19 protein-coding genes and 1 pseudogene are annotated in these 17,397 nt (G+C 71.2%); 14 read left to right on the forward strand and 6 right to left on the reverse strand.

What is annotated here, in order from left to right; translation table 11 throughout:
• Positions 1 to 163: 163 nt before the first annotated feature.
• From ACZ4K2_RS23595 to ACZ4K2_RS23605, 3 genes are all read right to left on the reverse strand, one after another.
• Positions 164 to 1,648: a phenylacetate--CoA ligase family protein gene (locus ACZ4K2_RS23595; RefSeq protein WP_467475850.1), complete on the reverse strand. Its 1,485-nt coding sequence runs from the start codon at positions 1,646 to 1,648 to the stop codon at positions 164 to 166.
• A gap of 147 nt (positions 1,649 to 1,795) precedes the next feature.
• Positions 1,796 to 2,191 carry a hypothetical protein gene (locus ACZ4K2_RS23600; protein ID WP_467475849.1) on the reverse strand — a complete coding sequence of 132 codons (396 nt, stop codon included), beginning with the start codon at positions 2,189 to 2,191 and terminating at the stop codon, positions 1,796 to 1,798.
• A gap of 466 nt (positions 2,192 to 2,657) precedes the next feature.
• Positions 2,658 to 3,170 (reverse strand): hypothetical protein, encoded by a 513-nt coding sequence (locus ACZ4K2_RS23605; RefSeq protein WP_467475848.1) that lies wholly within the window; start codon positions 3,168 to 3,170, stop codon positions 2,658 to 2,660.
• 317 nt (positions 3,171 to 3,487) lie between these two features.
• On the opposite strand from ACZ4K2_RS23605, the gene ACZ4K2_RS23610 reads away from it, so the two are divergent.
• Positions 3,488 to 4,489: an MDR family NADP-dependent oxidoreductase gene (locus ACZ4K2_RS23610; RefSeq protein WP_467475847.1), complete on the forward strand. Its 1,002-nt coding sequence runs from the start codon at positions 3,488 to 3,490 to the stop codon at positions 4,487 to 4,489.
• 18 nt (positions 4,490 to 4,507) lie between these two features.
• Positions 4,508 to 4,951 carry a MerR family transcriptional regulator gene (locus ACZ4K2_RS23615; protein WP_467475846.1) on the forward strand — a complete coding sequence of 148 codons (444 nt, stop codon included), beginning with the start codon at positions 4,508 to 4,510 and terminating at the stop codon, positions 4,949 to 4,951.
• A 237-nt stretch (positions 4,952 to 5,188) separates the two neighbouring features.
• Here ACZ4K2_RS23615 and ACZ4K2_RS23620 read toward each other — a convergent pair whose 3' ends face one another.
• Entirely contained in the window at positions 5,189 to 5,719 is a 531-nt protein-coding gene (locus ACZ4K2_RS23620; RefSeq protein WP_467475845.1) for a hypothetical protein, read from the reverse strand.
• Between the two features lie 310 nt (positions 5,720 to 6,029).
• Between ACZ4K2_RS23620 and ACZ4K2_RS23625 the strand changes: the two genes are divergently transcribed.
• Positions 6,030 to 7,244: a glycosyltransferase gene (locus ACZ4K2_RS23625; RefSeq protein WP_467475844.1), complete on the forward strand. Its 1,215-nt coding sequence runs from the start codon at positions 6,030 to 6,032 to the stop codon at positions 7,242 to 7,244.
• A gap of 159 nt (positions 7,245 to 7,403) precedes the next feature.
• Here ACZ4K2_RS23625 and ACZ4K2_RS23630 read toward each other — a convergent pair whose 3' ends face one another.
• Positions 7,404 to 8,138 (reverse strand): formylglycine-generating enzyme family protein, encoded by a 735-nt coding sequence (locus ACZ4K2_RS23630; RefSeq protein ID WP_467475843.1) that lies wholly within the window; start codon positions 8,136 to 8,138, stop codon positions 7,404 to 7,406.
• Positions 8,139 to 8,521: 383 nt separating this feature from the next.
• Between ACZ4K2_RS23630 and ACZ4K2_RS23635 the strand changes: the two genes are divergently transcribed.
• Both ACZ4K2_RS23635 and ACZ4K2_RS23640 read left to right on the forward strand, forming a co-directional pair.
• Positions 8,522 to 8,959 (forward strand): DUF6892 domain-containing protein, encoded by a 438-nt coding sequence (locus tag ACZ4K2_RS23635; RefSeq protein WP_467475842.1) that lies wholly within the window; start codon positions 8,522 to 8,524, stop codon positions 8,957 to 8,959.
• Between the two features lie 172 nt (positions 8,960 to 9,131).
• Positions 9,132 to 9,734, forward strand: a complete 603-nt coding sequence (locus ACZ4K2_RS23640; protein WP_467475841.1) for a PadR family transcriptional regulator — start codon at positions 9,132 to 9,134, stop codon at positions 9,732 to 9,734.
• Between the two features lie 158 nt (positions 9,735 to 9,892).
• Here the strand turns inward: ACZ4K2_RS23640 and ACZ4K2_RS23645 are convergent, their stop codons facing one another.
• Positions 9,893 to 10,816 carry a tyrosine-protein phosphatase gene (locus ACZ4K2_RS23645; protein ID WP_467475840.1) on the reverse strand — a complete coding sequence of 308 codons (924 nt, stop codon included), beginning with the start codon at positions 10,814 to 10,816 and terminating at the stop codon, positions 9,893 to 9,895.
• A gap of 249 nt (positions 10,817 to 11,065) precedes the next feature.
• Between ACZ4K2_RS23645 and ACZ4K2_RS23650 the strand changes: the two genes are divergently transcribed.
• From ACZ4K2_RS23650 to ACZ4K2_RS23690, 9 genes and pseudogenes are all read left to right on the forward strand, one after another.
• A complete protein-coding gene (locus tag ACZ4K2_RS23650; protein WP_467475839.1) occupies positions 11,066 to 11,386 on the forward strand; it encodes an SDR family NAD(P)-dependent oxidoreductase in 321 nt (106 codons plus the stop codon).
• Positions 11,320 to 11,754, forward strand: a complete 435-nt coding sequence (locus tag ACZ4K2_RS23655; protein WP_467475838.1) for an SDR family NAD(P)-dependent oxidoreductase — start codon at positions 11,320 to 11,322, stop codon at positions 11,752 to 11,754. Before ACZ4K2_RS23650 ends, ACZ4K2_RS23655 begins: the two co-directional genes overlap by 67 nt.
• Positions 11,755 to 11,770: 16 nt before the next feature.
• Positions 11,771 to 11,927 (forward strand): annotated as a pseudogene (locus ACZ4K2_RS23660) (SDR family oxidoreductase); the annotation flags it as partial.
• A 166-nt stretch (positions 11,928 to 12,093) separates the two neighbouring features.
• Positions 12,094 to 12,876 carry a 2-keto-4-pentenoate hydratase gene (locus ACZ4K2_RS23665; protein ID WP_467475837.1) on the forward strand — a complete coding sequence of 261 codons (783 nt, stop codon included), beginning with the start codon at positions 12,094 to 12,096 and terminating at the stop codon, positions 12,874 to 12,876.
• 14 nt (positions 12,877 to 12,890) lie between these two features.
• Entirely contained in the window at positions 12,891 to 13,820 is a 930-nt protein-coding gene (locus ACZ4K2_RS23670; protein ID WP_467475836.1) for an acetaldehyde dehydrogenase (acetylating), read from the forward strand.
• Position 13,821: 1 nt separating this feature from the next.
• Complete coding sequence (gene dmpG / locus ACZ4K2_RS23675) at positions 13,822 to 14,844, forward strand: 4-hydroxy-2-oxovalerate aldolase (protein ID WP_467475835.1); 1,023 nt, start codon at positions 13,822 to 13,824, stop codon at positions 14,842 to 14,844.
• An 85-nt stretch (positions 14,845 to 14,929) separates the two neighbouring features.
• Positions 14,930 to 16,084 (forward strand): Rieske 2Fe-2S domain-containing protein, encoded by a 1,155-nt coding sequence (locus ACZ4K2_RS23680; protein ID WP_467475834.1) that lies wholly within the window; start codon positions 14,930 to 14,932, stop codon positions 16,082 to 16,084.
• A 1-nt stretch (position 16,085) separates the two neighbouring features.
• Positions 16,086 to 16,313, forward strand: coding sequence for a hypothetical protein (locus tag ACZ4K2_RS23685; RefSeq protein WP_467475833.1), 228 nt, complete (start codon positions 16,086 to 16,088; stop codon positions 16,311 to 16,313).
• Positions 16,306 to 17,388 carry a 2Fe-2S iron-sulfur cluster-binding protein gene (locus ACZ4K2_RS23690; protein WP_467475832.1) on the forward strand — a complete coding sequence of 361 codons (1,083 nt, stop codon included), beginning with the start codon at positions 16,306 to 16,308 and terminating at the stop codon, positions 17,386 to 17,388. The genes ACZ4K2_RS23685 and ACZ4K2_RS23690 overlap by 8 nt, the downstream gene beginning before the upstream one ends.
• Positions 17,389 to 17,397: the final 9 nt, after the last annotated feature.

Genomic DNA, 17,397 nt, shown 5'->3' on the forward strand with positions numbered 1-17,397 from the left:
CTGCCCGGGGCCGGTGAGACACCGGCCCCGGTGTCGGACTACACGGACGGATGCCTAGATGACACCGTCAGCGCGCAGGAACTGCTGAATCCGCGCGATGCGCTCTTCCTTGGTCATGCTCTCCACCTCCCCCCTCGACGGAATTCCCCTCGCCCGCCGTGGCTCAGGGAGTCTCGGACGCCGTGGACGCGGCGAGAGCGTCGGGCAGAAGGCTCACGAAATCGACGGCCTTGCGCCGGCCGCTGTCGAGAAAGGAGACGTCGTCAACGATCTCCACTCGGCCTTCCAGCTCCGCACCCAGCAGATCGTTCAGGTTTCGCGCCAGTTCTTCCTTGCTCGCCGGGGTGAAGCCGGCAGCCGGCGCGACCAGCACAGACACCGAGAAATCGGCCTGCTGAACGATCTGATAGCGCCGAACCGGGCAGAGCCGGGCCGCACGCGCCACCCACAGAACGGGCAATGTGGTCCCGTCCGGCCGTCGGATCACGCCAGGATTGCGGCCCTCCACCAGGCTCATCGCCTTGTGCGGGAGACCGCAGGCACATGCCGCGGGTGCCAGGGAACCGAAGTCACCCGTGCGGTAGCGGATCAACGGCATCGCCCTGTTCGTGAGGTCGGTGACCACGATCTCGCCGACCTGCCCGTCCGGCAGCGGGGAGCCGCTGTCGTCGACCACCTCGACCCGGAGTCTCTCCGATTCGATGTGGTAGACGCCTTTCTCGCATTCCACGGCTATGGTGCCCGTCTCCTTCATGGCATACATATCGCGTACCGGCGTACCGAAGAAGTCGGAGATCGTTTCCCGGACGGCGGGTACGAGCAACTCGCCACAGGTGACGACAGACCGTACCGATGGAACCCTCATGCCGAACGTTTTCATCAGACTCACGAAGTCCGCGAGGTTGCGCGGAGATCCCGTCAGGACGTCCGGGCGGAATTCCGTGGCCCGGGTCGCGTACGCGGCACGCTGGTCCTGCCCGGACGCGGTGATGCCGAACTGTGCGACTCGCGAAAATCCCATCCCGGGGGAGGTGTACTCAAACCAGTGGTCGAGGCGTGCGAGGCACGGCATCAGTACCTTCCGGTCGAACGCGAGCCCTTGCCGCTTGTTCCTGACGAGCGCGGTCGCCCACTCGTGCACCAACGCATCGTCGTGATGGATCATGCGCAGCGGGATCCCGCTGGTCCCCGATGTCTCCAGGACGCGGCACGTCGTGGGATCGAGGTCGTCATCGCAGTAGTCGATCAGTCGCGAGGCCAGCTGCCGCTTCGACACCATCGGGAAGGCTGCGAGCAGCGCGTAGGGGTCCCAGGTCCCGCGCACCACGGCCCCCAGGCTCCGGTATGCCGGGACAGCGGAGGTCGCGTGTCCGAGGATGGCTTCCAGCCGGACGCGCTGAGCGTCCTTGACCGCCTGACCGTCGTCCACCGTCTCGGCATAGCGCTGGAACGCACGGTAGATCTTCGGAAAAAGCAGTGCCTCGTGCAGCATTTGGGCTTGCCACTGCTGCGCATCTTCTTGCGCCAGCGCGTTGAACCGTTTCCGCATCACCGTATCGACCCCGGCTCCCTCACCTGCTTCAGGAAGCGCGGTGAATTTCGATGTGAAGAAAACGCGGTAACTCCGCAGGGGGAGTGACGGATCCACCGGTCGTGTCCGGCCGCGCGTCCCCCGACCTCAAGTCAATCCGACGGAGCAGGAGGCGGACCAGGCAGTTTCATCGGCGGAAGTAGTGTCTTGCGCACTTCTGCCGGGGGGTGTGGACTCGGGTCACAAGGTGCCGAAGTAGAAGGCTCAGGCCCAAGGCGGCCGCACCCACGGCGCGAGGCGCTCCCCGGCGGCCGGCTCGCGCCAGTATCGGAAGACGGTGCCCTGGACGATGTCGAGCTGCCCGGCGGCGATCAGGCAGGATGCCCGGCCCGAGCCACCGGCGTCCGCTTCGAAGGCGAGGACGACAGGCGGCGTCTCACCGACCTGATCGGCGATCAGCCGCACCTCGTCCGGCGCCGGTGCGCGGAAGGCCGGATCGCGGAACGCGGCGGGGCACATGACGAAGACGGGATCGGCGAAGACCAGTTCCAAGTGGTGGGCGTACGAGATGTCGTGACCGCTGCCCAGGCGTAGTCGTGCCGCGTTCCACTCCACGACGTCCCAGTCCCACCAGGACCCCTCCGGGAGCTGGATTCTCATGTGGCTACCTCCTCGTGACCCACCGCCGTCGCCGGACATTCTGCGCCCCGACGGTTCGGTTCGGTCCCGGCTGTCTGCCGGACCGGCACTGGTGGGGTGGCCAGCCGGTGAGTCCCGAGCAGCGAGGACAGAGCCCGCTGGTCGGCGTCGGTGAGCCGGCAGGGTGTTGACGTGCGTCAGTGCGAACTGGAGCAGGCGTATACCTAGGTGGCCTGGCCCGAATCGTCGGTCAGAGCCGCCGCGGTCGCAGTGAGGTGCTGGACCAGGACCGCGGCTGCGGTGCCGGTGTCGCGGGCGCCGGGGGCGGACTCGCACTGAACCGGCCTCCGGGGGCCCGGCTCGACGGCCCAGCCATCCTGACGTGAGGGATGCGGACCAGGCGGTTCCACCGGCAGGACCGTCTGCGTCAGCGGTTCCAGCGTCGACACCGACGGCCACGACTCCTCCCGGGAGGGGGTCGAGGGCCTCACAGCTTGCCGAAGACGACTCCCCGCCAGGTCCAGCCGGATGCGAGGACGGTGTCGCGCAGCGGCTCGCGCATCCGTGCGCTGTCGAAACGGAAGGTCTCCGTCGCCTCGAGGCCACCGTCCGCCCCGCGTCCGAGGGACCACTGGCGGCTGACGGTTCGACTGGGCCCACGCGAGTACGTGGCGGTCGCCTCAAGCCTCGTCGGGGTCGCGACCCGGCTGAGTTCCCACTGCTCCTCAAGGGCGCGGACCTCGTGTGCCTTGTGGTCAAGCCGCATCCGGATCCGCACGGCGTGACTGAGCCGGGACCGGATGAAAACCTGCTGCCAGGCGGGCTCCGTGAGCCGCCACTCCGCCAGCAGGTCGCACTGCGCGCCGGCGCCGTAACGGATCGTGTACGGGACCTCGGGTCGGTTGAGGCCGAGCAGCGCCGCCCGCAGTTCCTCCCTTGGCACCGGCGACACCCCCTCTGTCGGGTGCCGGGTGCCGGTCAGCTTGTCGAAGAGGCCCATGAGGGCCAAGTTACGAAGGACGGACCCTGCGGCACAAGCCCGCCGGTTTCCAAGCGCCCGCCAAGGCGTTGTGCTCTCGTCCGGGCGGGGACGGTGCGGATCCCGGGGCCGTCGGTACGTGCGGGTGCCGTCGGGTGATGGCGAAGGCGTCAGGGCCGTCGTCACCCGAGGGCTTGGCCCAGGGGATGCGGCCCGTCCGAGGCAGCGACAGGGCCATCCCGCCGGCCGGCCGGCCTCATGTGTCGCGCTGTGCCCGGAAGACGAGGCAGGAGCCCCGTCTTGACCTTGACCCATGGGTCAGGGCTTAGCGTCCGGCCATGAACACGACTCACCGCTTCGTACGTCTGACCCGGCGCCCTGTTGGATTGCCGACCCCGGACGACTTCACCGTGGCGCACGCTCCCGTCCCGACGCGCGAGGCTGGCCAAGTGCTCGTCCACAACACGCACTTCCTCGTCTTCCCGGGTCTGCGCACCCTCATCGGGGGCGAGACCCGCGATGTGCCGCTGCCGCCGCTCGGCCCCGGCGACACCCTTTTCGGGCCTGCCATCGGCGAGGTGGTCGACGGGCCGATGAAGAAGGGGCAACTGGTGCTGCACCTTCAGGGCTGGCGGGACTACGCGGCACTCGCGAGCGATGAGTGCAGGCCGCTGGAGGGCGCCCTGCCCGACCCGGTGGCCCACCTCGCCCAGGGCTCCGCGGCCTACGGCGCACTGACCCGCCTGGCCGAGGTGCGAGAGGGCGACACTGTGTTCGTGACCGGCGCCGCCGGCGCGGTGGGCACCTTGGCGGGCCAGATCGCCCGGCTGCTGGGCGCCGCGCGGGTGATCGGCAGCACCGGCTCACCGGAGAAGGCCAGGCGGCTGGAGCGCGAACTCGGCTACGATGCCACGGTGTTGCGCCAAGCGGACCCGATCGGCTCGCAGCTCGCCGAGGCGGCGCCGGACGGAATCGACGTCGTCCTGGACACCGTGGGCGGCGAACAGTTGACGGCCGCCGTGCACGCGGCGAACCGGGGCGCCAGGTTCGCCCTGGTGGGCGCGCTGGACGGTCAGCTGTCCCCGGACCGGGCGGGCGGGAGCGCGCCGACTGTGCTCGACACGTACCGGTTGCTGACCAAGGGCATCAGGATCGCCGGCTACAGCGGCATGGACCACCCGGACGTCGAGGCGGAGTGGGAGGCCCGCTTCGGGGACTGGCTGCGGGCGGGCGACATCCGGTTCCCGTACACCGCGGTTCGCGGAATGGAGCGGGCCCCGGAGGCGTTGCCCCGACTGATCGCGGGACGCTCCTTCGGCGCGGCGATCGTGGAACTGTAGGACACAGGGGGAGCGGGGATGCGGATCGGTGAGGCAGCGGCGGCGGCCGGCACCACACCGCGCGCGCTGCGCTTGTACGAGGCCCGCGGCCTGCTCCGGCCCCCGCCACGGACCCCGTCCGGGCAACGCGAGTACGGCCCCACCGAAGTGGCCCGCGTCCGCGTGATCCGCGACCTGCAGGCTCTGGGCCTCACCCTGGAGGACATCCGCCGTCGCGCCCACCGCCTGGACTTGCTCGTCCAGAACCCGGCGGAGGCCTGTGACAGCCGCCCCGGCGAGTTCCAAGGCGTCGTGGCCGACCGCCTGGCAGCCCTGGACGCGGAGATCGCACGCCTCACCCGCCTGCGGCAGCGCCTCGCCTCAGCGGCGGGCGCCCCGGAAGGCGAGCCAGACCTGCCGGCCAGTTCCAGCGGAAGGAGTCCCCACGCCGGGAAGCCGGGAGTTGTTGTTGACCAGGTGTGAACTCTGCTGGCTCTACTCGTTGTCGACGTTGTGTCTGCATACCTCTTCAATCGGCGTGATCGCCTTGCTGACGAGGGAGGCAGCGTGTTCACGCCGATTGAAGAAGTTGTCGGCAATGCTCGGTTGGGTGCGAAGGCCGCACGTTTCGGTTCTGGCTCAGCTTCTGTGGTGGAGCTCCGCTGAGTGAGCGGATCGGTTCGCGGGTGACCCGTTCCTGTGGCGAGAAAGGGCTGGTGGTCAGGGCTCTGCCTCGGCTGCCGGCCCCTCACTGAGGAACTGCTTCGCGGCCTCAACCGCTTCCCTGTTGAGTTCCTCGATGGAGACTTCCCAGCTCTCCTCCCAGCCGTCCAGGTCATGCGCACAATGCACGAGGGGTTCCAGCTCTGGGGGGTAGCCGAGGTCATAGGCAACGTCTACCCAGATGTGGTGGGTTCCGACGGAGGGATCCAGGGATCCGTCGGAGATCTGACCGGCGATCCAGTAGGCCATGGCCCACTTCGCGGCCCGAGGATCAGCGGGTGGGTGGAAGAGCAGTCCCAACTCGTCGAGTACCTGGTCGAAGAGTTGCGGGGCCTCGGGCTCTTCGCTCCGGAGGAGGCCGGCCAGCAGGGCGAGGGAGGGACTCTCGACTCCCGCGATCAGCGCGTCCAGGCCGGCCTGGATGAGCCGGTCGGACCCGACGTGCCTGCCGAATGCCCTCTCACGTGCGATGCGGCTGAATTGCTTGAGAGCGTCGTCGCGGGTCATCGCATTCTTCTCGATCGACATCTGGGAAAGGAGATTCGCACATCTCCAGGCGGTTCTGCCATCGAGTTCCTCTTGTGTGTTCGATGCTCGGGACGTGAGCCGACCCAACCGCCAGCCATCACTCAGCGTGCACGGAGCATAGAAGTTGAGTCAGAACCCGCGTTGCGACAGCGGATGTACGCGGCCTTGAGCAGCGCCTCGGCGTGGCGGTGTTCGATGGCCATGGGTAACACCAGCACCTGCCGACTCTTGGCTGCTGTAGCCAGGTGGGCTGCGGACCCGGGCGGCCGGTGACGATGGCCCGACGGCGCTCGCGGAGGAGAATCGGTTCATGCGCATTCTGATCATCACCGCTGGTTCGCGCGGAGACGTCGCGCCCTTCACGGGGCTCGGGCGGCGTCTGTCCGATGCGGGCCATCAGGTCGCCGTGGCCGCTCACCCGTCCTTCGCCGCGCTCGTCGGCAGGTGCGGACTCGACCACCGGCCGGTGCCGGGAGACCCGCAGGCGCTGATCCGTGACTGGGCCCGAGCGGCGTCGCGGGAAGAGGCTCAGGCGCTGACGAGGGCGTACGCAGACGGGCTCGCCGACGGGGTGGCGGAGGCCGTGGCGGGCGGAGCCGACCTACTGCTCACCGCCTTCGGCCCGGCACCGCTCAGCCGGACGGCCGGCGAAGCATTCGGCGTCCCCGTCATCGGCACCTACCTCGCACCGTCCTTCGCCACCGGACGGTTCCCGCTGCCCAACGCACGGAGCGCCGATGACCTGGGGCCCGAGGGAAACCTCGCCGCGGGCCGGGACGTGCTGAAACGCGCGGACTCGGTCTTCGCGGGCGCCGTTACCCTACTGCGTGCCCGCCTCGGACTGCCCGTCGGCACGCCCTCGGCACCGGCGGACGTCCGGCCGGTCTTCCACGGCTTCAGCCCGCTGGTGGTGCCGCGCCCCGACGACTGGCCGTCCTGGGCCGAAGTGGCCGGCTACTGGTGGCCAGCGCGGCCGGCCGGCTGGCAGCCCCCTGCCGAACTGGTCGACTTTCTGCACGCCGGTCCGCCCCCGGTGTTCATCGGATTCGGCAGTATGGCGGAGGGACAGGAAGAACGGCTCGGTGAGCTGGTGGCTGCGGCGGTGAAACGGTCAGGCGTGCGGGCGGTGCTCCAGGTGGGGCGGGACGGTTCCGGCGGCTACGGCGACGACGTCCTGGCCGTCGGCGACGTCCCGCACGATTGGCTGCTCCCTCGCACCGCCGCCGTCGTCCACCATGCCGGGGCAGGTACCACCGCGGCCGGACTGCGGGCCGGCGTGCCCGCCGTGCCCGTTCCCGTCATGGCCGACCAGCCGTTCTGGGCGTCTCGGCTGTACGCGCTGGGGGTTTCCCCGCGGCCCATGCCGTTCCGGGCGCTCACGGGCGAAGCCCTTGGCGACGCGATCACGGCCTGCCTGTCCGAGCCGTCCCACCGTCGCCGCGCGGCCGAACTCGCCCGCGGGATCGCCGCGGAGGACGGCACCGCTTCCCTGCTCGCCCACATCGGCTCGGCGAACACCGGGTGAAGCCGCATCGCCGCGCTGCTGAGCCAGGCGGCCCGAGGCACTACGCCGCATCCGTGCTGATCGGACGCGCGGACATCCCCAACGCCGCCACGCTCTGCACGCCGCCCAACGCCATGAGCCAATGCTGCCGGAAGTCGTGGACGTGGCCGGTGTCCGCTTCTACCGCGCCGGTGCCGCCAGGCGGAAGCCCACGCCGATCGCCGCGAGATCCGGCTCGTAGGCGCCGTGCCGACGGGCGCACCGGGCCAGGTCCCGGTCGTGGCGGAACGCGCCGCCCCGGGTGATGTGCCGGTCGAAGGCCCAGTCCTCGGTCCCCGGCACCTCGGCGGGTGCGCCGGGGTAGGGGGCGTAGAGGGTGGAGGTCCACTCGTCGGCGTTGCCCGCCATGTCCAGCACTCCGAACGGGCTGGCGCCCTCGGGGAAGGAGCCGACCGGCGTCGTGGTGCCGATGCCGAGGTCCACCAGATTGGCCAGGCCGGTGCGGTACTCCTCACCCCACGGGAACTCCCGGCCGTCGTCTCCCCGCGCGGCGCGCTCCCACTCGTCCTCCGTGGGCAGCCGTACATCGAGGCCGAGCCGTTCGGCGAGCCACCGGCAGTAGGCCGTCGCCGCCTCCCAGGGGACCCCGATGACCGGATGGTCCGCCGGCGCCCCCCGGACCGGTCGGCCGGTGGCCGCGGCGAAGAGCGCCCACTGGCCGACCGTGACCGGTGTACGGGCGATCCGGAACGCCGGGACGTGGATCTCCGCGCGCGGGACTTCCTTCATGTACCACTCCACCGGCACCCCGGTGTCCGCGTAACGGCGGGCCAACGCCGGTACTTCGTCGAGCGGCGTGCCCCTCCGCAGCAACCCCGCCGGGATGTCGACCCAGCCCACCTGTTCCACCCGCATGGCTCCTCCCGGCTCGAACGGACAACCCCAATGATCGCCACGACGGCCGGGGCACGCGTCGGCCCATGGGCCCATTTCCACAACGACCTTGGACCCAGGACATCGGGTCACGGGCCGCCCCACGGCGCCGCCCGAGCGAGACGGGGACGGGCCCGTCTCACCAATCGGCGGGTTGGGCGCATGCGTTCCTCTGGCCGCTGCCTCATCGCGTTCCTCCGCACGATCGACGGCTGACCGAACGAGTTGCCGTCGCCGAGGGGGCCGGCAGGGCTGTGGCGAGATCGACGTCCCCCGGGGCCGGGGCTGGTGCGTCCGAACCGCAGGCCGCCGTCTCAGGTGCCGGTCCCGGCGTCGCTGTCGGACTCCGCTGATATACGTGAGCCATGGCCACCTTCCGTGATTTCTACTTCAAGCTCGTTGTCGTCGAGAAGCTCATGTACCGGGACAAGACCCTGACTCCCGCGTTCAGCCTTGCGCAGCACATGCGGGAGCGCGGCGTCGAGGACCTGGACGACTACATGGAGGAGAACGAACTCGACTTCACGATCCTCGACGAGGCCAGGGCCTACTTCGAGGCGTTGGAGATACCCGAGGCGCTCCTCGCCACGGTGGACGAGCTGACCTTCGACGGCGGGCTTCGGGTCTACATCGAGTGCGCCCCGGTCTGGGACGGCGAGGACGACCTGTTCGACGTACGCTCCCTGGATGATCTGGACCTGCTGCCGAACCTCGAACTCGTCACGGGCGCCCGCAGCTTGGAGCACATGTGCCCGGGGGCAACGGACATCCTCGCCGCCCGGGGCATCACGGGACGCTGTTAGCGGCGTGTTCAGGCATCCGTCGCCGTCGGCCGAGCACGCGACCGATGACGACCTGCGCGGGTGGCGGTCGGGCCGGTGGCGCCCCCATCGCGTATCTCCGGCCCGCCGTGCCGCGGGGCCGACCGCACCGCCTCGCCTGTGGGCCCCGCTCCCCGCTTCGTACACTGCGGGTGTGGCTGAGAACAGGACGAGTGGCGTGGAGAGCGGCGACGAGCGGCCGGCCCTGCCGGCGACGAGCTGGGCAGTTCTGGGGCTGCTCTCCTTCGGTGAGGAACTGTCCGGTTACGACCTGAAGAAGTGGGCGGACTGGTCGCTGCGCTTCTTCTACTGGAGCCCGTCGTTCAGCCAGATCTACGGCGAGCTCAAACGGCTGGAGAAGGCCGGGTACGCCACCTCCCGGATGGTCGCCCAGGAGACCGGCAGCCGCGGCAAGCGTGTCTACCGGATCACCGACGCGGGGATGGAGGCGGTCCGCACCTGGGCGCGCGAGGCGCCGGTGGAGCCGCCCATCCTCAAGCACGGCGTCATGCTCCGGATGTGGCTCGGGCACCTGCTGGAGCCCGAGCAGATGCACGAGGTGCTCGGTCGGCACCGGGCCTACGCGGAGTCCATGCGCCGGCGCGCCGCGGCCGACGTCGAGGGCGCCCGCGACGAGGAGGCCTGGGCCTACCCCGCGCTCACCCTCAAGTGGGCCGAGCGCCACTACGCCGCCGAGCGTGACCTGGCCGACGCCATGCTGGCCGACATCGAGGAACTCCACCGCAGACAGTCCTAGGCCCTGCTGCGGCGGTTCAGCAGGGGACCGGTGCCAGAGGCCCTCGGCCCAGGACGGTGACCCGGTCCGGAACGATCGCGTGGTCGTCGCCGCTCCCCGGCCAGGACCGGACCGTCGACGCCCGCGCCGTCAGGACCCGTCGCGGCACGTACCCCCCGTCATCCGACCAGCCGGGCCCGGAGCCGGGCCAGTTCACTGCGGCTCAGTCCGAGGCCCCGCGTGAGGTAGCCGTGCAGGCTCCCGTAGTCCTGCCGGGCCTGGTCGAGCGCCGCGTCGAGATAGTCCGGGCGGACCTCCTGCAGCGGGACGAGCAGGTCCGGATCCTGCATCAGACCGAGCTGCTTCAGTACCTCACGGACGCGGAGGTCGGAGGCCGCGCGGAAGTCGTTGGAGAGCAGGTAGTCCCTCTCGGCGGCGGCGGCGGGGACGCCGACGGCCCGCAGCAGGACGTAACTCAGCCAGCCGGTGCGGTCCTTGCCGGAGGTGCAGTGGTACAGCAGCGGGGTCCGCCCGTGGTGCGCGATGTCCCGGAGCGTCTCGGCGAACGCGCGGCGGTCGCCCGGGTCGGTGACGAGGGCGCGGTAGAGGGACCGCATCAGCCGCGCCGCCTTGCCGTCGCCGAGTGCGTCCTGCTGCTTCACCGGGTCCCCGGAGCCGATCACCTCCGTGGTCATGGCGTGGAGACCGAGGTCCTGCACCGGCCGGGAGGTCACGGCGGTCCCCGCCGGCAGGCGGTCGGCGCCGTCGCTCCGCACCTCCTGCGGGACCCGGAAGTCCACGACGGTGCGCAGCCCCAGACCGGACAGCCGTGCCACGTCCGAGTCGGTCAGCCTGCCGAGCGCGTCGGAGCGGAAGACCTGGCCGTAGCGGACGTGGCGGCCCTGTGCGGTGCGGTAGCCGCCGAGGTCGCGGACGTTGATCGCGCCCTGGAGGGCGATGTGGCGGACCGGGGCGGTGGTGTCGTACGAGGCCGTGGCGCGGGGGCGCGGTGCGGTGTGGGCCACGGCGAGGGCGGGCGGGCAGCCGACGGCCATGACGGCGATCAGCACTGCGGTGGACCGGAGGAGACGGGTAGCACGCATCGGATCGACTCCCTGGGGAGAGGGAAAGTTCCCGGGCCGGGTGGGGAAGGAGGGCCGGATCTCAGCCGGCCGGAGTGGGCGCCCGCGGCCCCGCGCGAAGCGGCACCGTGTTCCCGTCGACGAGCCCGACGGGGGGAGACGCTCATAGGCATCAGCTACTACCAAACATTCGGTGGGGCGAGAATGTAGCAGCGGAGTGCCCGCTGCGGGAGGTGCTGCGCGACGGCGATCCTCGATCCCACCGGATGCGTGGCGGTCGTCACCGGCGGGCCCCGGGGCGCCGGCGTCGGCACCGCCCGGGTGATTTCGGCAGCCGGCGCGGACGTCGTGACCTGCGCGCGCCGTCCCCCGGACCGGCCCGTGGAGGCGGCCGGCCGCACCGCTCGCCTCCTCCTCGTCGATCCGCGCGGCCCCGAGGCCGCCGACGCGTTCTTCGGCCGGATCCGGCACGAGTACGGGCGCCTCGGCACCTTGATCGACAACACCGCAGGCTCCCCTTCCGGATGCCCCGCGAGGGCGGAGCCGTCCGGTACGCCCGGGTCGTCGGACTGCACCCCCTCGTATCGCTGACGGCCTCCCTCGCCGCGTACGAGACGACGCGCGGCCAGGGTGGCGGCGGGTCCATCCTGATGTCCGGCGGCGTCAGCGGGGACGGCCCGCCGCCGGGGACCCCGGCGTACGGCACGGCCAAGGCGGGACTTGACCACCTCGCCCGTGCGATGGCGGTGGAACGGGCGCCGCGGGTCCGGGTCAACACGGTCGTCCCCGGCATGGTCCGGACCGCACCGTCGCACCTGCTCCGCGGCGACGAGGACGGTATCGCCGCCGACCGGCCGCACCGTGCCGCTCGGCCGGTCGGCCACGCCCGCCGACACCGGCGACGCCTGCCTCTCCACCGTGCCGCTCGGCCGCCTGGCCATGCTCGCCGACACCGGTGACGCCTGCCTCTTCTCCGTGCCGCTCGGCCGCCTGGCCACGCCCGCCGACATCGGCGACGCCTGCGTCTTCCCGGTGTCCGACCGCGCCGCGCGCCGCCTACATGAGCGGGGCGAGCCTGCGCGTCCACGGCGGAGGGGAACACCCCGTCTTCCTCGACGCGGCCGAGGTCAACAAGCGAGCGAAGCGACTCACCCGTGAGGCACCGGGCGACCGACCCCGCCGTCCCGAACCCGCCCGCCCCGTCCGTGTCTTTCCCGGTCAGCGGGAATTCCCGCTCCCCGTGCGGAACGGCTCTCGCCTAGCCTCCCGGAACACCCGACGCCCCGCAGAGGACCCCCATGCTCACGGACTCCGCAAGACGGCAGGCGGCGCGGATCCTGCGCTCCGCCGAGCACAGCGTCACGCCGGTCGCCCCGCTGACCGAGACCTTCCCCGGCATCGACACCGAGGACGCCTACGAGATCCAGCTCGTCAACATCCGCCGCCGGCTCGACGCCGGGGCCCGGGTGCGCGGTCACAAGGTCGGCCTGTCGTCCCCGGTCATGCAGCAGATGATGGGCGTGGACGAACCGGACTACGGCCACCTGCTCGACGACATGGAGCTGAGCGCCGACCGGCCCGTGCCCGTCGCCCGCTACTGCTTCCCCCGGATCGAGGTCGAGGTCGGGTTCGTCCTCGGCGCCGACCTCCCGGGCGAGGACTGCACCCCGGCGGACGTGCTGGCCGCCACCGAACGCGTCGTCCCCGCCCTGGAGTTGATCGACAGCAGGATCGGCGACTGGCGGATCTCGATCGCCGACACCATCGCCGACAACGCCTCCTCCGCCGGATTCGTCATCGGCGAGGGACGGGACCCGCGCGGGCTGGACCTCAAAGCCGTCGAAGCGCGACTGACCGAAGGCGGCCGGGTGCTGGCCGAGGGCCGCGGCGACGCCGTGCTCGGCGATCCCGCCCTCTCCGTCGCCTGGCTCGCCCGTACCGTCGCCCGCTTCGGTGTGCCCCTGAAGAAGGGGCACGTGGTGCTGCCCGGCTCCTGCACCCGGGCCGTCGACGTGACCGCGGGAGCCACCTTCACCGCCGACTTCACCGGGCTGGGCCCGGTCTCCCTCTCGTTCACCTGAGGTGATGCACCCCCATGACACCCACCACCCGGACCAAGGCGACCGCGGCGATCGTCGGGTCCGGCAACATCGGCACCGACCTGCTGTACAAGCTGCGGCGCTCCGAACTCCTCGAACCGCGCTGGATGATCGGCGTGGATCCGGACAGCGAGGGCCTGGCCCGCGCCCGCCGGGCCGGCCTCGATGCCAGCCACGAGGGCGTCGGCTGGCTGCTCGCGCGGGACGAACTGCCCGACATCGTCTTCGAGGCGACGTCCGCCCACGTCCACCGTGCCAACGCCCCCCGCTACGCCGAACTCGGCATCAAGGCGGTCGACCTGACCCCGGCCGCCGTCGGTCCCGCCGTCGTCCCGCCCGCCAACCTGCGCGAGCACCTCGTCGAACCCAACGTCAACATGATCACGTGCGGCGGACAGGCCACCATCCCCATGGTCCACGCGGTCTCCCGCGTCGTCCCCGTGGCGTACGCGGAGATCGTCGCGTCCGTCGCCTCCCTCTCCGCCGGTCCCGGCACCCGCGCCAACATCGACGAGTTCACCCGCACCACCGCCCGCGGCATCGAGACCATCGGCGGCGCCGGACGCGGCAAGGCGATCATCATCCTCAATCCGGCCGAGCCGCCCGTCATCATGCGCGACACCGTCTTCTGCGCCATCCCCGAGGACGCCGACCGGGACGCGATCACCCAGTCCGTCAAGGAGATCGCCGAGCAGGTCGCCGCGTACGTGCCCGGCTACCGGCTGCGCAGCGAGCCGCAGTTCGACGACCCCCGCCAGGAGAACGGCGGCATGGCGCGCGTCGCGGTCTTCCTGGAGGTCGAGGGCGCGGGCGACTACCTGCCGCCGTACGCCGGAAACCTCGACATTATGACCGCCGCCGCCACCAGGGTGGGCGAGGAGTTCGCCCGGCGGATCACCGCCGGCCAGTCCCACGGGGAGTCCTGAGATGCCCTACTCCGACACGCTCGACATCCGCGTGACCGACTCCTCGCTGCGCGACGGCTCGCACGCCAAACGGCACCGGTTCACCGCCGACGACGTACGGTCCGTCGTCGCCGCCCTCGACGGCGCGGGCGTCCCGGTGATCGAGGTGGCGCACGGCGACGGGCTCGGCGGCTCGTCGTTCACCTACGGCTTCTCCAGGACCCCCGAGCAGCAGCTCATCAAGGTCGCGGTGGACACCGCCCGGCGGGCGAGGATCGCCTTCCTGATGCTGCCCGGACTCGGTGTGAAGGACGACATCCGCGCCGCCCACGCGAGCGGCGCGAGCGTCTGCCGCATCGCGACCCACTGCACCGAGGCGGACATCGCCGTCCAGCACTTCGGGCTCGCCCGCGAGATGGGCCTGGAGACGGTGGGCTTCCTGATGATGGCCCACTCCACGACCCCCGAGACGCTGGCCCGGCAGGGCCGCGTCATGGCCGACGCGGGCTGCCAGTGCGTGTACGTGGTCGACTCGGCCGGGGCCATGGTCATGGACGACGTCACCGACCGTGTGGCCGCCCTGGTCGCCGAACTCGGTGACGACGCCCAGGTCGGCTTCCACGGCCACGAGAACCTCGCCCTGGGCACCGGCAATTCGATCGCCGCCGTCAAGGCCGGCGCCCTGCAGATCGACGGCTCCACCCGCCGCCTCGGCGCGGGCGCGGGCAACACCGCCGTCGAGGCGCTGGTCGCGGTCTGCGCCAAGATGGGCATCCGCACCGGCATCGACGTCCTGAAGATCATCGACGCGGCCGAGGACGTGGTCCGCCCGGTCATGGACGAGGAGTGCCGGCTCGACCGGCTCGCCCTGCTGATGGGTCACGCCGGCGTCTACTCCAGCTTCCTCAAGCACGCCTACCGCCAGGCCGAGCGCTACGGCGTCTCCGGTGCCGAGATCCTGCTGCGCGCGGGTGAACGCCGCCTGGTCGGCGGCCAGGAGGACCAGCTCATCGACATCGCCGTGGAACTCGCCGCACGCGACTGAGCCGTACCGCAGGCGGAGCCCGCGGACCCAGCCGCAGGGACGACAGACAGGGCCGCAGGTCCGAAAGACACATCGGAGGGACGAGATGACTGCGCTCAACGAAGGGGTCCGGGTCATCGAGGCGGGCACGCCACCGACCCGCTTCGCCCGGGGCTGGCACTGCCTGGGCCTCGCCGACGCGTTCAGGGACGGACGACCGCACCAGATCAAGGCGTTCGGCACCGAACTGGTCGTCTTCCAGGGCGAGAACGACGGACGCCTGCACGTCCTGAACGCCTACTGCCCGCACATGGGCGGCAACCTCGCCCAGGGCAGCGTCAAGGGGGACACGGTCGCCTGCCCGTTCCACGACTGGCGCTGGTCCGGCAACGGCCGCTGCGCCGGCATCCCGTACGCCCGCCGGGTCCCGCCACGCGCCAAGACCCGCTCCTGGCTCACCCTGGAACGCAACAAGCAGCTCTTCGTCTGGCACGACCCGCAGGGCAACCCGCCGCCGCCCGAGGTCACCGTCCCGGAGATCGCCGGCGTCCACGGCCCCGAAGCCGACCGGTGGAGCGACTGGACCTGGAAGACGCTCCTGGTGGAAGGCGCCAACTGCCGCGAGATCGTGGACAACGTCGTCGACATGGCGCACTTCTACTACGTCCACTACGCCTTCCCCGAGTACTTCAAGAACGTCTTCGACGGGCACATCGCCACCCAGTACATGGAGAGCAGCCCGCGCGGCGACATGGAACTGGGCACCCTGAGCGCCGGACGCCTGCGCTCCGACGCCTCCTACTACGGCCCCTCCTACATGATCGACCAGCTCTACACCGACGCCGGCGGCGGCACCGAGATGGAGATCGTCCTCATCAACTGCCACTATCCGATCACCGCCGACAGCTTCATGCTGCAGTACGGGGCGATCGTCAAGCGGCTGCCCGGGATGACCGACGAGCAGGCCGCCGAGGCGGCACGGCTCACCGCCGAGGGCGCGACCCTCGGTTTCGAGCAGGACGTGCGGATCTGGCGGAACAAGACCCGGATCGACAACCCGCTGCTGACCGAGGAGGACGGCCCGGTCTACCAACTGCGCCGCTGGTACGAGCAGTTCTACGTCGACGTCGACGACGTCAAGGACGAGATGGTCCGCCGGTTCGAGTTCGAGGTCGACACCGAGCGGGCCAACACGGCCTGGCGCGCGGAGGTCGCCGAGAACCTGGCCCGCCGGTCCGCACGGACGGGGACCGAGGTCTGACATGCAGCCGGTGGAGTGCGCGACCTGCGGTCATCAGGTCCTGTGCGAGAAGTTCAGCATCGCCCACACCTCCGTGCAGTGGACCGCGGAAGCGGCCGTGGTCTGCGCGGAGTTCCGCGGCCGGGTGACCGAGGGGCGGACCACCGCCCGCATCCGGACCTGCCGGGCGCTGTGCGACAGCATCGACCGCGCGGTCGAGGACGGCACGCTGGAGGTCGCCGATGTCTGAACCGATGCCCGGCCGGGCGTCACCGGCGGCGCGGGACGCGGGCGCCGGGCCGCGCACGCACCGCCTGCGCGTCACCGAGGTGATCACCGAGACGGCCGACACGCACTCCCTCGTGCTCCAGGCGCCCCCGGAGAGCGCGGACCGCTTCGCCTACCGCCCCGGGCAGTTCCTGACCCTGAAGCTGCCCGGGACCGGCGGGGGGCCGCTGGCCCGCTGCTACTCCCTCGCCAGCTCTCCGCACACCGGCGAACCCATGAAGGTCACCGTCAAGCGCGTGGCCGGCGGGCACGGCTCCAACTGGGTGTGCGACGCCGTGGGGCCGGGGGACGAGCTGGAGGTGCTGCCACCGGCCGGTACCTTCACCCCCGGCTCCCTCGACGCCGACCTGCTGCTCGTCGCCGGGGGCAGCGGCATCACCCCGCTGCTGTCCATCGCCAAGTCGGTGCTGGCGGCCGGGCGCGGCAGGCTCGCGCTCCTCTACGCCAACCGCGACCAGTCCTCCGTCATCTTCCGCGACGAGCTGCGCCAGCTGGCGCGGGACCACCCGGACCGGCTCGTACCGATCCACTGGCTGGAGTCGCTCCAGGGCCTCCCCACGGCACAGGGCCTGGGCGCCGTCCTCGCGCCGTACGCGGACCGCGAGGCGTACCTCTGCGGCCCCGCGCCGATGACGGACGCCGTCGAGCAGGGCCTGCGCGCCCTCGGCACGCCGGGCGCCCGCATCCACCGGGAGCGGTTCTTCTCCCTCGGCGCGGACGTCTTCGACGTACCGGTCCTCCCCGGGGCCGCGTCCGCGGAGGGGGCCGGCACCGTGCGGGTGGAACTCGACGGCGAGACCCGCACGGTCGCCTGGCCGCAGGGGACACCCCTCCTCGACGTCCTCCTGGCCGCGGGCGTCGACGCGCCGTACTCCTGCCGGGAGGGCGGCTGCAGCGCCTGTACCTGCCGGGTCGTCTCGGGCGAGGTGAAGATGGTCCGCAACGACGTCCTGGACGACGAGGACATCGAGGAGGGCTACGTCCTGGCCTGCCAGGCGGTGCCGCTGACCGAGCGGGTCGAGATCAGCTACTCGTGATCCGCCGCA

Source organism: Streptomyces sp. NPDC025833 (assembly GCF_055558055.1).

Bases quoted from the DNA above. Each gene is read 5' to 3' on its own strand.
- ACZ4K2_RS23620 (WP_467475845.1), bottom strand. From the start codon at position 5,719: ATGTCGATCGAGAAGAATGCGATGACCCGCGACGACGCTCTCAAGCAA.
- ACZ4K2_RS23630 (WP_467475843.1), bottom strand. From the start codon at position 8,138: ATGCGGGTGGAACAGGTGGGCTGGGTCGACATCCCGGCGGGGTTGCTG.
- ACZ4K2_RS23610 (WP_467475847.1), top strand. From the start codon at position 3,488: ATGAACACGACTCACCGCTTCGTACGTCTGACCCGGCGCCCTGTTGGA.
- ACZ4K2_RS23655 (WP_467475838.1), top strand. From the start codon at position 11,320: ATGCCCCGCGAGGGCGGAGCCGTCCGGTACGCCCGGGTCGTCGGACTG.
- ACZ4K2_RS23635 (WP_467475842.1), top strand. From the start codon at position 8,522: ATGGCCACCTTCCGTGATTTCTACTTCAAGCTCGTTGTCGTCGAGAAG.
- ACZ4K2_RS23645 (WP_467475840.1), bottom strand. From the start codon at position 10,816: ATGCGTGCTACCCGTCTCCTCCGGTCCACCGCAGTGCTGATCGCCGTC.
- dmpG (WP_467475835.1), top strand. From the start codon at position 13,822: ATGCCCTACTCCGACACGCTCGACATCCGCGTGACCGACTCCTCGCTG.
- ACZ4K2_RS23685 (WP_467475833.1), top strand. From the start codon at position 16,086: ATGCAGCCGGTGGAGTGCGCGACCTGCGGTCATCAGGTCCTGTGCGAG.
- ACZ4K2_RS23690 (WP_467475832.1), top strand. From the start codon at position 16,306: ATGTCTGAACCGATGCCCGGCCGGGCGTCACCGGCGGCGCGGGACGCG.
- ACZ4K2_RS23600 (WP_467475849.1), bottom strand. From the start codon at position 2,191: ATGAGAATCCAGCTCCCGGAGGGGTCCTGGTGGGACTGGGACGTCGTG.
- ACZ4K2_RS23605 (WP_467475848.1), bottom strand. From the start codon at position 3,170: ATGGGCCTCTTCGACAAGCTGACCGGCACCCGGCACCCGACAGAGGGG.
- ACZ4K2_RS23625 (WP_467475844.1), top strand. From the start codon at position 6,030: ATGCGCATTCTGATCATCACCGCTGGTTCGCGCGGAGACGTCGCGCCC.
- ACZ4K2_RS23615 (WP_467475846.1), top strand. From the start codon at position 4,508: ATGCGGATCGGTGAGGCAGCGGCGGCGGCCGGCACCACACCGCGCGCG.
- ACZ4K2_RS23670 (WP_467475836.1), top strand. From the start codon at position 12,891: ATGACACCCACCACCCGGACCAAGGCGACCGCGGCGATCGTCGGGTCC.
- ACZ4K2_RS23665 (WP_467475837.1), top strand. From the start codon at position 12,094: ATGCTCACGGACTCCGCAAGACGGCAGGCGGCGCGGATCCTGCGCTCC.
- ACZ4K2_RS23680 (WP_467475834.1), top strand. From the start codon at position 14,930: ATGACTGCGCTCAACGAAGGGGTCCGGGTCATCGAGGCGGGCACGCCA.